General features: G+C 66.3%; 10 protein-coding genes and 1 pseudogene. 8 read left to right on the top strand and 3 right to left on the bottom strand.

What is annotated here, in order from left to right:
* Positions 1-113 precede the first annotated feature (113 nt).
* Entirely contained in the window at positions 114-773 is a 660-nt protein-coding gene (gene tenA, locus NKJ34_RS01285; protein WP_253736972.1) for a thiaminase II, read from the top strand.
* The gene (locus NKJ34_RS01280; protein WP_253736449.1) at positions 770-1,483 is read left to right on the top strand and encodes a TenA family protein; all 714 of its coding nucleotides are present in this window, start codon (positions 770-772) and stop codon (positions 1,481-1,483) included. Before tenA ends, NKJ34_RS01280 begins: the two co-directional genes overlap by 4 nt.
* Here NKJ34_RS01280 and mobB read toward each other — a convergent pair whose 3' ends face one another.
* On the bottom strand, positions 1,484-1,942 hold the full coding sequence (mobB, locus tag NKJ34_RS01275; protein ID WP_253736448.1) for a molybdopterin-guanine dinucleotide biosynthesis protein B: 459 nt from the start codon (positions 1,940-1,942) through the stop codon (positions 1,484-1,486).
* A 214-nt stretch (positions 1,943-2,156) separates the two neighbouring features.
* On the opposite strand from mobB, the gene NKJ34_RS01270 reads away from it, so the two are divergent.
* Entirely contained in the window at positions 2,157-5,138 is a 2,982-nt protein-coding gene (locus NKJ34_RS01270) for a PAS domain S-box protein (protein WP_253736447.1), read from the top strand.
* A 69-nt stretch (positions 5,139-5,207) separates the two neighbouring features.
* Here the strand turns inward: NKJ34_RS01270 and NKJ34_RS01265 are convergent, their stop codons facing one another.
* The gene (locus NKJ34_RS01265) at positions 5,208-6,695 is read right to left on the bottom strand and encodes a replication factor C large subunit (protein WP_253736446.1); all 1,488 of its coding nucleotides are present in this window, start codon (positions 6,693-6,695) and stop codon (positions 5,208-5,210) included.
* A gap of 209 nt (positions 6,696-6,904) precedes the next feature.
* Between NKJ34_RS01265 and NKJ34_RS01260 the strand changes: the two are divergent.
* From NKJ34_RS01260 to NKJ34_RS01245, 4 genes and pseudogenes are all read left to right on the top strand, one after another.
* Positions 6,905-9,190: pseudogene (locus NKJ34_RS01260) on the top strand (PAS domain-containing protein); the annotation flags it as partial.
* A 212-nt stretch (positions 9,191-9,402) separates the two neighbouring features.
* Positions 9,403-9,897, top strand: coding sequence for a helix-turn-helix domain-containing protein (locus tag NKJ34_RS15860; protein ID WP_321169441.1), 495 nt, complete (start codon positions 9,403-9,405; stop codon positions 9,895-9,897).
* A gap of 419 nt (positions 9,898-10,316) precedes the next feature.
* Positions 10,317-10,754 carry a pyridoxamine 5'-phosphate oxidase family protein gene (locus NKJ34_RS01250; RefSeq protein WP_253736445.1) on the top strand — a complete coding sequence of 146 codons (438 nt, stop codon included), beginning with the start codon at positions 10,317-10,319 and terminating at the stop codon, positions 10,752-10,754.
* 78 nt (positions 10,755-10,832) lie between these two features.
* Positions 10,833-11,540: a helix-turn-helix domain-containing protein gene (locus NKJ34_RS01245; RefSeq protein ID WP_253736444.1), complete on the top strand. Its 708-nt coding sequence runs from the start codon at positions 10,833-10,835 to the stop codon at positions 11,538-11,540.
* A 15-nt stretch (positions 11,541-11,555) separates the two neighbouring features.
* Here the strand turns inward: NKJ34_RS01245 and hmgB are convergent, their stop codons facing one another.
* A complete protein-coding gene (gene hmgB / locus NKJ34_RS01240; protein ID WP_253736443.1) occupies positions 11,556-12,896 on the bottom strand; it encodes a hydroxymethylglutaryl-CoA synthase in 1,341 nt (446 codons plus the stop codon).
* Between the two features lie 353 nt (positions 12,897-13,249).
* Here hmgB and NKJ34_RS01235 point away from each other — a divergent pair, with 353 nt between their 5' ends.
* Positions 13,250-14,938: a glycine-rich domain-containing protein gene (locus NKJ34_RS01235; protein WP_253736442.1), complete on the top strand. Its 1,689-nt coding sequence runs from the start codon at positions 13,250-13,252 to the stop codon at positions 14,936-14,938.
* Positions 14,939-14,950 lie beyond the last annotated feature (12 nt).

The following is a 14,950-nucleotide window of genomic DNA, read 5'->3' as shown; positions in this document are numbered from 1 at the left end:
TCTGCAGTTGCCACCTCCGACCAGCCACGATAGCTACGCCCCGATATAACTATATTATATCAGCAACTAATATAACCGGCGTGGCCGATAGGAAAGGTATGTCCGATACACAGATGTCCGGGAGCCAGCGGCTCCTAGATGTGGGCGCAGCAATCTGGGCGGCACAGAAATCCCACCCGTTCGTGACCGAACTCGCCGCGGGGACGCTCGACGAAGCGGCGTTCGAACACTGGGTCAGACAGGACTACCGGTATCTGCAGGACTACGCTCGACTGTTCGCCGTTGCGGGCACCAAAGCCCGCGACGAGGAGACGATGACCGACCTGTTGGGTGTCGCCCACAGCGTACTGGACACTGAGATGGACCTCCACCGGTCGTTCGCGGCCGACTACGGGATCTCGCGAGGCGAGCTCGAGGCCACCGAGAAGGCCCCGACCTGTGTCGCCTACACGAACTTCCTGCTGCGGACGGCCTACGAGGGAAGTCTCGCGGAGATCGCCGCCGCCCTCTACCCCTGTATGCAGGGGTATCTCGACGTCGCCGACCACATGGCCGAGTTGGCCGACGAAGAACACCGGTATACGCCGTTTATCGAGCTCTACACGAGCGACGAGTTCCGCGCGGAGGTCGACTGGTGCCGGGGGTTCGTCGACGACTGCTGGGACGCCTCTCCCGGCCAGCAGGAGGCGATGGAGGCGGTGTTTCTCACCAGCGCGAAGCTCGAATACCGGTTCTGGGAGATGGCCTACACTGAGGAGGGATGGGGGCTATGAGCAGCGACCCGGCGGCCGCGGCGCCCGACAGCTACGACGCGTACGCCGCAGCGACCGACGACCCGCGGTTCACCGACTGGCTCCGCGAGCGATCGGAGCCCGCGTGGACCGAGGCCACGACCCACCGGTTCACCCGCGGACTCGGCGCGGGCACGCTTGACGACGCCGTCGTTAGGCGCTACCTAACGCAGGATTACGCCTTCGTCGACACGTTAGTCGGTGCCTTCGGCCACGCGGTCGGCGAGGCCCCCTCGATGGCGGCCAAGCGGCGACTGATCGAGTTCCTCGATGTCGTCACCGACGACGAGAACGACTACTTCGAGCGTGCCTTCGAGGCACTCGACGTCCCCGAACCGGACCGAACCGATCCCGACCTGACCGCGACAACCGAGGCGATGGTCGACCTGATCGAAGCGGCGACCAACCGTGGTGGCTACGCCGAGACGCTCGCCGTGCTCGTCCCCGCCGAGTGGGTGTACCTGACGTGGGCGACCGCCGAAGCCGACGACCGACCCGACGCGTTCTACCTCGCCGAGTGGATCGACCTCCACGCGAATCCGGGATTTATCGCCTTCGTCGGCTGGCTCCGCGAGCAGTTGGACGCCGTCGGGCCGACGCTCCCCGCCGACCAGCAGGCCCGCGTCGCCCGACACTTCGAGCGCACCGTCCGACTGGAGGCCGACTTCTTCGAGGCGGCCTACGACACCTGATCAGTCGACCAGCGTGCCGTCGGCGATGTTCGCGGCCAACGCCGCGGGGTCCAGCGAGTCGACCGTCCCGCTGGCGACGACCGGCGGTTCGGTGTCCGCGCGTTCGCCGACGGCGATCTTCGGATACGCCGAATCGTGGAATCCCTCGACGAGGACGAAGTCGTACCCCTCCGCACGCAGGGAGTCGACCGTCGCTTCCAGCAGTGCCGTCTCGCTGGCCGCCGCGTCCTTCCCACCGGGGGTCACCTGAAACGATAACGAGGGTGTCAAGCCAACGACGGTGTCCGCGCCCGCCTCGCGGTGCCGATAGGTGTCCTTGCCGGGGGTGTCGATCTCGACGTCGTGGTGGATCGATTTGACCGTCGCCACGCGGCCGTAGTCACGGAGTTCGCCGATCAGCGCCGTCAGGAGCGTGGTTTTGCCGCTGTCGCTCGGCCCGACCAGACAGATCGTGCGCATAGCTAGGCGTTCGCCCGCCCGATCAAAACACCCCCGGAGACGCCATCGTGTCGGATGCATCGCCGCAACAATTGTTCTGTTGACAGTTCTGTCGTCGACGCCAGATCCACCCCAAAGGCGGTTCGACGGACGAAGCCGTGTCCCGTGAGTACAATAACTGATAATTTGAGACAGAGGTTTAATTGCTGAAGGTGGGAACCGATGGGCAGAGCATATGAGCAGCCGGGATACCGCCGCCGACCGGTCCCAGCCACGGATGCAGATCGTGGTCTACGAGATGTCGGACACCCCGCAAACCGAACTCGGCTCCCGGCTCGATGCGACGCTGTCACGGACGACCGTCCGGATCGCCTCCGATCCGGTCGACCTCGTGGCTTCCCTCACGGAGCCGACCCCCGACTGTCTCGTCTGCCACTACGGCACCGAACCACCCCCGTCGACCGATTCACTCGGAGCGGTCCTCGCAGAGCGTCTCGCCCTCCCCCGCGTGGCCTACGTCGAATCGCCCGATTTACTGACAGTCGCCCGCGACCGCGGCTGTGCTGCCGTTCACGTTCGACGCGAGCACGACGATGCCACCGTGTTCGGCGAGCGGATCCGCGCGGCGATCGACGCCGCCGACACACCACCCGAGCCACCGGGGCTTGCCGCGGCTATCGTCGACCCCGACGGCCGAGTCCGACGGACTGCCGGCGACGTTCCCGCACCCACGCCGGGCGACGATCCCTCACCACTGTGGGCCCTCCCGTCGACGCCCGCCGAGGAGTCGATCGCCGGTGCGATCGATCGGCTGGATGCCGATCCCGACGAGCCCGTCGTCGAGAACGTCGACGGCGGCCGCCTCGTTGCCACCCCCGCCGGCGGGGCCGCCACGGGGGCCCCACCCGACCGGGTCGCCGTCGTCTGGACGTCCCCGTCGCCGACCGACGCGACAGCCGACGGTGAGCCGACTCCGGCGATAGTCGACGACGTCGAGCGCTACGAGGGGATCCTCGAAACCGTCTCCGACGGCGTCTACGCGCTGGATCCCGCCGGCCGGTTTACGTACGTCAACCGGGGGCTGGCGGATCTCACTGGCTACAGCCGGTCGGAACTCCTCGGCTCGCACGTCAGTGTGTTCAAAAGCGACCGGACGGTCGCTCGCGCCGAGCGGGCGCTCCGGGAGGAGATCCGCCGGGTGCGCGAGGATTCGACCGCCGAGGCCGAACTCTCGCTGGATCTCGATATCGAGACCGCCGACGGCCGGACGGTTCCCTGCACCGACCACATCGCCCTGCTGCCGTTCGACGACCAGTTCCGCGGCAGCGTCGGGACGCTCCGAGACATCAGTGACCAACAGGAACGGGAGCGAACCCTCAGCGGACTGCTGACGGTGACCCGGGCGCTGATGGTCGCCGAAACCACCGGCGAGGTCGCCGAACTCGTCGTCGAGGCGGTCTCCAACGTGCTCGGATACGACCGGTCGATCGTCCACCTGTTCGACGAGGACGCCGGGGAACTCCGGCCGGAGGCGGCGACCGAGGTCGTCGACAGCGAGGTCGAGACCATCCAGACGGCCGTCGCCGGCGAGGGGCCGATCGGCTCGGTCTTCGAGTCGGGAGCGGCCGAGGTCTACGATCCGGCCGAGGCGGCCGGCTCGGCCTACCGGGACGCCGAGGCGCTGCTCTGTGTGCCCCTCGGGGAGTACGGCGTCCTGACCGTCGGGGCCGAGGGCGGCGGCTTCTCGGAGTCCGACCGCCAGCTGGTCCAATTGCTGACTGCAAACGCCGAGGAGGCGCTCAACCGGACCCAGCGCCGCCAGACGCTCCGGCGCTACGAGATGATCCTCGAATCCGTCCAGGAGATGATGTGTGTGGTCGACTCGGCGGGCCGGATCAAGCTGCTGACCGATCCGCTGGCCCGCCGGCTCGATGCCGACCGGTCGACGATCGCCGAACGGGGGCTGGCGGCGTTCCTCGCCGACACCGGCGCGGATCTCGACGACGGCCCGCTGGCCGATCTCTTCGACCGAACGGCCAGCGACGTCAGCTTTACCGACTCGCTGCTGGTCGGCGACGAGGCGGTCCCCGTCAGCGTCGAGGCCTCGACGCTGCCCCACATCGAGGGGCGGCCCGAGGCGGTGGTGACGATCCACGACATCTCGGATCTCGTCTCGGCCAAGGAGGCCGCCGCCGCCGAGCGCGAGCGGTTTACCTATCTGTTCGAGAACCTCACCGATCCCGTAGACGAGATCCGCCTTGAGGACGACGGAGCGACCGTCGAGGGTGTCAACAGCGCCTTCCGGTCGCTGTTCGGCGACGGGGGCGACGATGCGGCAGCCGAAGCCGCGCCGATCGCCCTCGACGACGACCGGGTCGTCGAAAGCGGGATCCCCCAGTCGGCCGACGGGCTCCGCTCGGAGGGCGAGTGGGAGCTGAAGCTCACGACCACCGAGGGGACGAAGTACTTCCTCTACCGGAGTGTGAGCTACGACCTCGGGGACGCCCCCGGCGGCTTCGAGATCTACACCGACATCACCGCGCTCAAACAGCGGGAGATCCAGCTGCAGGTGCTCCACCGGCTGCTCCGCCACAACCTCCGGAACGATCTCAACGTCATCGAGGGGTTCGCCGAGCTGCTGATGAGCGAACTCGACGACGAGCGCCACCGGCAGTTCGCCGACCGCATCCGGTCGAACGCTACCCAGCTGGCCGAGCTCAGCGAGACCGCCAACACCATCGAGTCGGTCGTCGGCCACCGCGAACTCGACCGCCGGCCGGTCGAACTCGACGAACTCGTCGACGGCACCATCGCGGCCTGCGCGACGACCTACGAGGCGGCCGACGTCTCGACCGACGAACTCGCGTCGGTCACCGTCGCGGCCGGACCGCCGCTCGAAACGGCGATCACCGAACTGGTCGACAACGCGGTCGAACACAACCACCGGGAGACGCCCGCGGTGTCGGTTGCGGTCGCGGCCGACGCCGACACCGCGACGATCACGATCAGCGACAACGGCCCGGGCATCCCGCCGGCCGAGTGGGCGGTCGTCACCGGCGACACCGAGATCTCACAGCTCGAACACGGCAGCGGCCTCGGCCTCTGGCTGGTCCGGTGGGTCACCGAGGCCTACGGCGGCGAACTCACCTACCACGAACGCGAACCCGGCAGCACGGTCACGATCCGGCTACCTATCGTCGGCTCCGACGACTCGTAGCTCACGGCTCGTAACTGTGCCTTTTGTTCGACGTCGTCGCTCCACGACGGAAAAGTAGTCGGCGACTACTTATACGAAGTCCGAGAGCCCGGCCTGATCGTCGTCGACCTCGTCAGCGTCGTCGTCGACCTCGTCGGGGGAGTCGGATGCGGCATCACTCTCGTCGGCCGGGGCGGTGGCCTCGCCGGGCGCGTCGGCGGCCGGGGCTGTCGAGTCCGCGCCGTCCGCGCCGGTCGACCCGGCGAACGCGCCGCCGGAATGGGCCTCGATCGCATCCGCACGCTTTGTTTGGGCATCCTCGACGATCGAGGCGACCTTGTTGGTCGACTCCCCGCTCCCGGTAATAAACGCGACGTGGGACTCGTCGAGATCGTAAGCCGCCGCCATCCGCACGGTGAGCTCCCGCGGCTTGCAGTGGTGGGTCATCGCCGAGAGGAACGGGAGGATCGCCCGCCGAGCGATGGCGATGCTCGTCCCGCTCCGTTCGGCGATCCGCTGGCAGACCGCGTCGGCGGTCTTGTCCGAACTCGGCCAGAACTGCGGTCGACCGTAGCGGGTCCAACCGCCCTTGGTCCCCTCGCGTGCGGCGGCCACGCCGGCGGCGGTGTTGTCGCCAGCGTACCGCCAGTAGCTGTAGTTTTGGGTGGCCCGCACCCGGCCCAGCCACTGGTCGGCGTTGGCGAGGAAATCGTAGGCGACGGCCGCCTCCTCGGCGTCGTAGACGTCCAGCATGTTGTCCTCGATCCACTTGGTGAGGTCGTCGGGCGTCTCGTCGACGCTGTAGGACGCCTGCAGGGCCTCTTGGGCCGACTCCTCTTTTAATACGGCGTCTAGGAAGGGGAAGATCCCCATCGACGTATCTCGCTCGCCCGTGACGACGTCGGCCTCGGTGATCGCATCGCGGCCCTCGGCGGCCGCCTGCAGGTCCTTGACCGCCCCACGGAGGTCGCCGCTGTTGGTCTCGGCGATGGCGTCGAGGGCGTCCTGTTCGTACTCGATGTCCTCGTGTCGACAGATATCCCGCAAGGCGGGAACGATCGAGCGCGCGCCGACGTCGCGGAACTCGATGTCCTGACAGGCGTTCCGCAAGCCGCGAGACATCTCGTAGAACTCGTTTGCGATCAGGACGATGGGTTGGCCGGAGTTCTTTACCAACTCCGTGATCGCGGCCTTGCCGCCGCGGTCGTAGTTGCCGTGGATGTTGTCGGCCTCGTCGAGGACGACGAGTTGTCGACTGGCCGTATCGCCGCCGACTGCGCCGCCGCCGGCGGCGGACCCCGAGAGGGTGGCGTTCATCGCCGCTCGGCCGGCGAACCGCTCGATCACGTCGGCGGTCCGCTGGTCGGAGGCGTTGAGTTCGACCGTCTCCCACCCCATATCGTTGGCCAAGGCGTGGGCGGCGGAGGTTTTGCCGACGCCGGGCGAGCCATGCAGGACGACCGCCTCGCGGTGGTCGTCCCACGTCTCGGCCCACTCGCGGAGGGCGTCGCGGGCCTTGTTGTTGCCCCGGAGCTCCGAGAGGCTCTGCGGGCGGTACGTTTCGGTCCAGTCGACCATTACCGGAATATGGGTGGTCCGGTGCTTAGGGGTTGCGAAGCCGTCAACCACCCCACCGACGCGAGCACTGCGGCCCCGGCCACGCCCACCCCGTGTCGTAAATAGATGGGCTAAGTAGTCACATAATGTGGCATATATCAGTGGCTTAACCGCTGTCTTCGTGATTGTATCGTCAGAAACCTTTTAATTGGCCGACACTGCTCGGCGGTATGTATCCCTCCGCGCCGTCGACCGCGAGCGTCCTCGCGGCGGTCGAGAGCCTCGCGCCGTCCGGGACGCCAGTGACGGCGGCGGAGGTCGCCGATGGCTTCGACGCGCCGGATCAGGTGGTCGAGACCGTCCTCGCCGAACTCGTCGACGAGGGCATCCTGCAGACGAGGACCGTCGGCGAGCACCACGTCTGGTGGGAGCCAGCGGACCACCTCGGAACCGCGTCACGTCTCGACAGCGATGGCGTGTCGGCTGCGACCGAGGGTTTGCAGCGGGCTATCACGAGCGAAGGCGGCTCCGAGGTGTGGGGAGACCGGAACTTGATCTACAACGTGATCTTCAACCGGACCTTCGAGTTCATCGGCGCGGTTGCCCCCGATGGCACGCTATTGGAGGCGAACGCCTCGGCGCTCCAGTTCGGCGGGTGCAGTCGGGGCGATGTGCTCGGCAATCCCTTCTGGGAGGCCCCCTGGTGGCGGATTTCGACCGCGACACAGCGCCACCTCCAAGCCGCCATCGGGCGGGCCGCCACCGGGGAGTCGGTCCGCTACGAGGTCGAGGTGCAGGGAGCGGGCCACACCGTGATGATCGATTTCTCGTTGCGGCCGGTCACCGCCGACAGCGAGGTGACGCTGTTGATCGCCGAGGGCCGGGATATCAGCGACCGCAAAGCAGCCGAACGTCGACTCCAGCGGGAGCGTGACGACCTCGAATCGGAGCTCTCCGAGGTGCTCGACCGGGTTTCCGACGGCTTCTACAGCCTCGATACCCGGTTCCGGTTTCAGTACATCAACGACCACGCCCAGGCGCTGCTCGGCGTCGACGAGTCGGCGCGGGGGGCGGTTATCTGGGAGACCATCGAAACCACCGACCGGTTCAGAACCGCCCTCGAAACGGCAGCCGAGAGCCAAGAGCCGGTGTTCTTCGAGGACTACTACGAGCCGCTCGACGGCTGGTACGACAACGCTATTTACCCCTCCGAGACCGGCTTGTCGATCTATTTCCGCGATATCACCGAGCGTAAACGACTCGAACAGGAGTTGCGAACCGAGACCGAACAGTTCCGGACGGCGCTCGATAACTCGCCGGTGGTCGCCCTCAGACAGGATACCGACCTCCGCTACACGTGGATCGGCAACCCGATCGAGCGGTATTCGGCCGACGACATCCTCGGGAAACGGGACGACGAACTCCTCGGCCCCGAAGACGCGGCGGCCGTCGAAGCACTCAAACGGACGGTGCTCGACACCGGCGAGGGCGTCCGCGAGGAAGTCACGCTCCAGCTTCCCCGCGGCGAGGTCGTCTACGATCTCGCAGTCAAGCCGATCTCCGATGACACTGGCGAGATCACCGGGCTGGCCGCGACTGCCGTCGACCTCACCGAACAGATACGGACCAGAGAGGCCCTTCGCCGGAACGAGGAACGCCTGCGGCTCGCCTTGCGGGCTGCGGATGTCGGAACGTGGGAACTGGATCTCCGGACCGAGGAGTCGCCCGTTCGCTCGCCCGAACACGACCGGGTTTTCGGCTACGACGAGCCGGTCGACGACTGGAGTTTCGAGATCTTTCTCGACCACGTCCACCCCGACGACCGGCCAGCGGTCGAAGCGGGGTTCGAGGCGGCCTTCGAGACCGGCAACTGGAAGTTCGAATGCCGGATCCGGCGTGTCGACGGCGTCGAGCGGTGGATCGCCGCCGAGGGCGAGTTCCACACGGACGACGACGGCGAGCCGGTGTCTGCGGTCGGCGTCGTCCGAGACATCACCGACCGAATGACTCGGCAGGAGCGACGGCTCGCAACGCTCGATGGACTCCACGAAACCGTCCAGGATATCGCCCATCTCGTCATCGAGTCCTCGACACAGGCCGAGATCGAGCAGGTCGTCTGCGACTGCTTCGATGCCGCCGAGGCCTATACCGCGGCGTGGGTCGGTCGACTCGATCACACCGGCCCGACGATCCGCCCATCGACCGCGGGCGGTGACGACGACGGGCAGCCGGTCGACCCTGCGGGGTGTGCCATCCCGGTCGACCCCGACGAACCGTCGATCGGGGGTCCGATCGCTGCCGCCATCGAGACGGGCGACCCCCAACAGGTCCATACGAGTCCGACCGACCCGATCTATCGGCAGTGGAGCCAGTCGACGCCGATGCGGCACCGGCCCGGGATCGTGGTTCCGATCCGGTACGAGAGCCACGTCTACGGGGTCGTGGTCGTCTACACCGACCGCGATGGCTTCGAGCCGCGCGAAGCGGAGACGCTCGGGCGGCTCGGCCGGATCATCGGCCACGCGATCAACGCCATCGAACGGAAACGCGCACTGATCAGCAACCGGATCACGGAGGTGGTCGTCCGGTCGGACGCACTCGCCGAGCCGTTCCTCGCCGGAGCCGACGACGAGTCGATGACGATCGACATTGACCGCGTCGTGACGCTGGGCGAGCGGTCGCTGATCTACTACACGGTCGAGGGGTCGCCCCCGAGCGGTTCAGCGACATCATCGAACGTCTCGGCGGCGGTACGGTTCGCCTGCTCGAAGCGGATGGCAGTCGCTCGCGGCTCGAACTGTCGACCGAGGCCGAAACGATCCACTCGGTCGTCGCGAGCCACGGCGGGCGGATTACGGAGGCTGCGCTGCGGGACGGCAGCTTCGAGATGGCGATCCGGATCCCGCTGGGCACCGAGGTGCGACCGGTGTTGGACGCCGCACGAACCATCTACCCGGATCTGACGCTCGCCTCCCGGACCACGGTCACGCCGTCGACGCCGACGCCAGCCGACGCGTTTGCGCGGCTCGCCGACCGGCTGACCGACCGCCAGCAGGAGGTGCTCGAAGTCGGCTACTACGCGGGTTTCTTCGAGTGGCCCCGCGAGACCAGCGGCGACGAACTCGCCGACCTCATGGGCGTGACGCCCGCGACCGTCCACCACCACCTCCGGCACGGCCAACAGAAACTGTTGGCCGCGTTCATCGACCGGCCGTCGCAGTAGGCTCCCTTCTAATCGGTTTGAAGACGGGGTTAATTCGATACGCGATAACTGTACAGTACAGTATGACAATCGATTCGACGATACCATACTGCACCTCCACGCCCCGGCCGACACCCGGCGCCGACCCGGAGAACGGACCGGCACCCCGTTTCCCCTACCCAGACTCCGTTCGCCTCGGCGACGACTCCCCCGGAGTCGCCGGGGCTGCCGCGTCGGCGCGGGCTACCACGTCCGTCGCCCCCTACCGGACGTGTGACGGCCGACGGCGTGCCCGCCGTCGCTAACCGACGGGCTTCGGTCGACCGTTCCACAGAGGGCATGGCGGTTCGGCCGGCCGTCTCCCCCGCCAGCCACGGCAACGTTCCGGAAACCCGGAATCTACCGGTGGTTTCATTCAGCCATCCATCATATGGTCACGTATGTCACGAATTCGGTCCACGGAGCTCGACGGTGATGAGATCGAGTCGCTGCTCGGCACCGGCGGGGTCGGTGTGATCTCCTTTGCCGACGACGACGAGCCGTACTCCATCCCGATCTCCTACGGCTACGACAGCGGCACGCGGGAGTTCTACGTCCGGTTCGGCTTCGCCCCCGACAGCGACAAACGGCGCTTCGTCGACGACGGATCGGTGGCCTCGCTGGTGGTGATGGCCGAGGCGATCGACGGCTGGCAGAGCGTCGTCGTCCGTGGCTCGCTCCGTGAGGTCACCGAGATGGCGATCGACTCCCACGCCGCCGAGAGCGTCCGGAAGATCAACATCCCGTTCGTGACGATCTACGACAGACGGGCCAGCGAACTCGAGTTCGAACTCTACCGCCTCGAACCCGACACGATCACCGGCCGCCGCGAACGGTAGCGGTCGGTCCGGGGTCCGGTACGTTTTTGCCCGCGACGACCCCTCGATCGGTATGAAACAGCACGCGGTGGGGCGGCGATGACGTCGTCGACGCGGGAGGATCTGGCCCACCGGATCGCCGGCGAGATCACCCTTAGCGAGGACCCCGGCGCGACCCTCCGGAAGTGGCGCACCGATTTCGAGGTCTCCCAGACCGATCTCGCCGACCGGATGGACGTCTCCTCGTCGGTGATCTCCGACTACGAGAGCGGTCGCCGCTCGTCGCCCGGCATCGGCATCGTTCGGCGACTCGTCACCGCGCTGCTGGACGTCGACGAGGCCCGCGGCGGCAGCCGGATCCGGCAGTACGGCCGGGTGCTGTCGGCGGGGTTCGAAAACGACATCGTCTACGACCTCCGGGAGTACTCGACGGCGCTGCCGATCGAGGACCTCTACGAGGCACTCGATGCCACCGAGATCGTCCGCGGGAACCGGGACTACGTCAACGGCCACACCGTCATCAACAGCATCCAGACGATCACCCGGCTGTCGAACGAGGAGTTCTACCGGCTCTACGGCCAGTCGACCGACCGCGGGCTCGTCTTCACCGACGTGACCCGCGGCGAGGGGCCGCTGGTCGCCATGCGTGTGGTGGCGCCGACGCCGAACGCGGTCATCTTGCACGGGATCGACGCCGACGAACTCTGGGAACACGCCGGCGCGCTGGCACAGGTAGACGGCTTCTCGCTGGCGACGTCGACGCGGGATCTCGACGACGCCCTCGAAGCCCTCCGGGAACTGGCCTGAAAACGAGTCGACGACTTACTCGACGTACTCGTATTTCCGCTCGTTCATCCGGCCCCAGCCGGTGAAGACGAACTCGTCGTCCGGGCTGGTGAACTCCTCGACGTCGACGCTGCCCTTGTCGTAGTTGTGGCTGTCGTGGACCGTCTCGTACTCCTCGAAGCTCAGGTCGTAGCGGGCATCGAGTTGGGCGTCGACGTTGAGGCCCGCGATCTCCTCGCGCCAGCCCTCCTGGACCGTCTCAGCGTGGATCTCGGCCTGGGCGCCCGAGCCGTACGAGCCGACCAGCAGCTTCTCGCCGGCGAGATCGCGGTCGTTTGCGGCGGCGTATTTGAGGGCGGCGATGCGGGCGATGTGGACCGAGCCGGTGTACCAGTTGCCGACGTGCCGCGAGATGCCGAGGGTGGGCTCGATGGCCTTGTCGTACCACGCGCGGTACTGGTCGGTTCCCTTGAGGTCGTCCATGTAGTCGCGGATCGCCTCCTCGTAGCCGTCCCACGAGGTGTACTCGTCCCGACGGGGCTGTCGACCGATCTCGCCTGCGAGTTCGTCTTCGATCTCGGTGTCGCGGCTCATGTGCCGGTAGCCCAGCAGGGCGGCCTTCCGGACCATCCCCGGGAACGGCGTGTGGAACGGAATGTAGGCGAAATCGTCGGGGTGCATGTCCCACGCGACGGATTCGAAGTCCTCGACGGCCTCCCGCATCCGCGAGAGATACACCTGCATCGACCGCTTGCCGTCGACGGAGGGGAACTGCTGGTTGGGTTTGAGGAAGTCCGTCTCGTCCATGCTGCCGTACCCCTGCTCGGTCGAGATCTCCACGAGGTCGGGGTTCTCGTCGACCAGCATGGCGACCGCACCCGCGCCCTGCGTGGCTTCGCCCGGATCTCCGCGGGCATAGAGGGCGGTGTCGGTGGCGATGACGAGGGCGGCGCGGCCGCGGTTGCGGCCGGCGCGGATCCAGTTGTAGGCGTCGTCGATCGACTGGGTGCCGGCGACGCAGGCGAACTTGCGCTCGCCCTTGTTGGCGTGGCGGAAATCCGCCTCGAAGTACTGTTCGAGACAGCCCGCGATGTAGGTCGACACCGGTTTGGAGTTGTCGAACGCCGACTCGGTGGCGACGTCGATCCGGCCGATGTCCTCGGGCGTCAGCCCGCGGCGCTCCATGAGGCGCTTGGCCGCGTTGGCGCCCATCGTGACGATATCCTCGTAGAGGTCGGGGAACGAGGAGTGTTCGAGGCCGATCCCCTTGCGGTACTTGTCGGGGTCTTCGTCTTTGGCGGGCGCGAACGTCTCCGGGAGGTTCAACTGGAGTTTACCGGTCCAGATCTCGACGGCGTCGATGCCGACAGGAGTCATAAGAGGGGATTGCGAGACGGTGCATATGGGTGTGTCGATAGTATATACGTCGACTGTCGAACCCGACGGCAGGAAGTGATAGCCAAACAATCACTCTGCCGCGTATTTATATGCACAAAACCCGATTGGTCAGTATCAGATGACTGGAATCGGTCGTCCGTCTCGAAACTGGCCTATTCCGACCGCAGGTTTTCGTTTGGCGGCGTTGATCGATTGTGAGGCCCGGAGAAATACGAGGAGTTCGGCGGCCATCGACGCACCGATCCGACCGCTTCGTCGACTGCGATATCGGTTCTCCGATAGGAACAACCATCACACTACCAGCAGGCGGATACCGATTGGAGCACCGGACAATGCGTGATCGAGGCTCCGGGGGAAAGCTGGCGACCGACCGGCGTGGCGTCTCAGAGGTCGTCGGCTTCATTCTTGTCTTCGGGTTTCTGGTCCTCGCGTTGACGACCTATCAGGCGGTGGTCGTCCCCCAGCAAAACGCCCAGACCGAGTTCCAACATTTCGAGGACGTCCGTAACGAACTGATCGAGTTTCGGGACGCAGTGTCGACCGCCGGGCAGTCCGATGTTGCGCAGTTCCCAAGCGTCACGCTCGGGACGAGCTACCGATCCCGACTCCTGACCATTAATCAACCTGACCCGGCCGGGACGATACAGACCAGCAAGGCATACAATATCACCATCGCGAACGCGTCCGGATCACAAACGAATATTTCGACCCGATTCGTCCAGTACCGGCCGGGTTACAACGAGATCTCGATCGGGTCGACGTGGTTCGAGCACTCGGTGCTCTACCTCGACGAGCGGGACCGCGGCGGCGTGAGCGTCATCGAAGAGCAAAACATCGTCAAAGACGGAACAGTACGGATTACTGCGCTCCAAAACCAGTTCCAAAAATCTGATATTGGGCGTGTGACGCTCGAACTGTACCCGCAAGACGAACTGAACGCGAGTGATTTTCCGGCGGCGAACGGATCCAATCTCACAGTTACCGTCCCAACGCGGCTAAATGACAGTGATTACTGGGACGGCGCACTGGCTGACTCCGGCGGTATCTATCAGGGCGTCGACTCCGAGGCACACTCAGACGACGTCCACGCACTGAATTTGAGCGTCAATTCTACCGATCTACAGGTGAACACAGTGGGAATCCAGGCCGAACCGGCCGAAGGCCCTGCAACGAACGTCGAACGCTCGACCGACAGTAGCGTCGACGCTAACATCCGTGTTTTCGATACTGTAGGCGCTCATACATGGACCATCCCTGAGGGAGTCAACGAGGTCGAAGTACTCGTCGTTGCTGGCGGTGGGAGTGGCGGCTCCGTAGAAGACTACAACACTGCTGGTGGCGGCGGAGGCGGCGCGGGCGGCGTCGTCTATCGACCGAGCTACTCGGTGACAGGATCTCAGGTTGATGTCGTCGTCGGTGCTGGAGGAACGGCTCCGAGCGGTGACCAACCGGGAGAAAACGGAAGTAACTCCGAGTTCGGTTCGCTCGTCGCCCTCGGCGGCGGTGGCGGCGGCGGCAACAGTCCGGATCCCTCACCCGGTCGAGCCGGCGGCTCTGGGGGTGGATCGAGAGACGAAGATGACACGCTTTCGGGAGGAGACGGACTGCAGCCAAGCAATTCCAGTGGGGGCTTCGGCACCGATGGTGGCGAGGGGCAAGGAGGCAGCGGCAACGACCAAGGTGCCGGTGGCGGCGGCGGTTCCGGCGAAGCAGGGCGGCCGAACAGCAACGACGACGGTGGTGACGGAGGCGACGGGACGTACTTCGGCGATCGGTTCGGGACCGATATCGGCGTCGGCGGCTGGGTTGCTGCAGGCGGCGGTGGCGGCGGCAGCACCGGCAGTTCGACCGGAGGCTCGGGCGGTCGGGGCGGTGGGGGCGATGGGACTGTGACGGGTGGAGACCCTGCAGGGAACGGTCGACCGAACACCGGTAGTGGCGGCGGTGGTGGCGGCTCCAGTGGGGGTCCACTCCCGGGCGACGGGGGCGACGGGGTCGTTGTAATCCGATGGTCGCCATGAGGTCTGACTAAC

Origin of the sequence: Halohasta salina (genome assembly GCF_024178165.1) — an archaeon.
GTDB classification, from domain to species: Archaea; Halobacteriota; Halobacteria; order Halobacteriales; family Haloferacaceae; genus Halohasta; species Halohasta salina.
This window is presented reverse-complemented; position numbering and strand designations above follow the sequence as displayed.